Origin of the sequence: Burkholderia sp. IT-111MI5 (assembly GCF_949752865.1) — a bacterium.
GTDB classification, from domain to species: domain Bacteria; phylum Pseudomonadota; class Gammaproteobacteria; order Burkholderiales; family Burkholderiaceae; genus Burkholderia; species Burkholderia pyrrocinia_C.
In genome coordinates this window covers 1-221 of sequence record NZ_CATKIF010000067.1, presented here as the reverse complement: position 1 = coordinate 221, position 221 = coordinate 1, and the positions used below count along the sequence as shown (strand labels likewise).

Below are 221 nucleotides of genomic sequence, written 5' to 3'. Positions count from 1 at the left end.
GCGACGCTCGCGAAGGGGCCGAAGCTGCCGTTCGAATACCAGTACAACTCGACGCGCCACTTCATGCGCGAACTGAACCGTCTCGGCGTGACGGGCGTGATCGATGCGGGCGGCGGTTCGCAGAATTATCCCGACGATTACGAAGTGATCCGCAAGCTGCACGACGCGGGCGAGATGACGATCCGGATCGCGTACAACCTGTTCACGCAGAAGCCGAACGC

General features: G+C 62.0%; 1 protein-coding gene. It reads left to right on the top strand.

Annotated elements, in window-relative coordinates:
• Positions 1-221: amidohydrolase family protein (locus ACM6JT_RS31345; RefSeq protein WP_414857875.1), on the top strand; the 221-nt coding region annotated here is incomplete at both ends.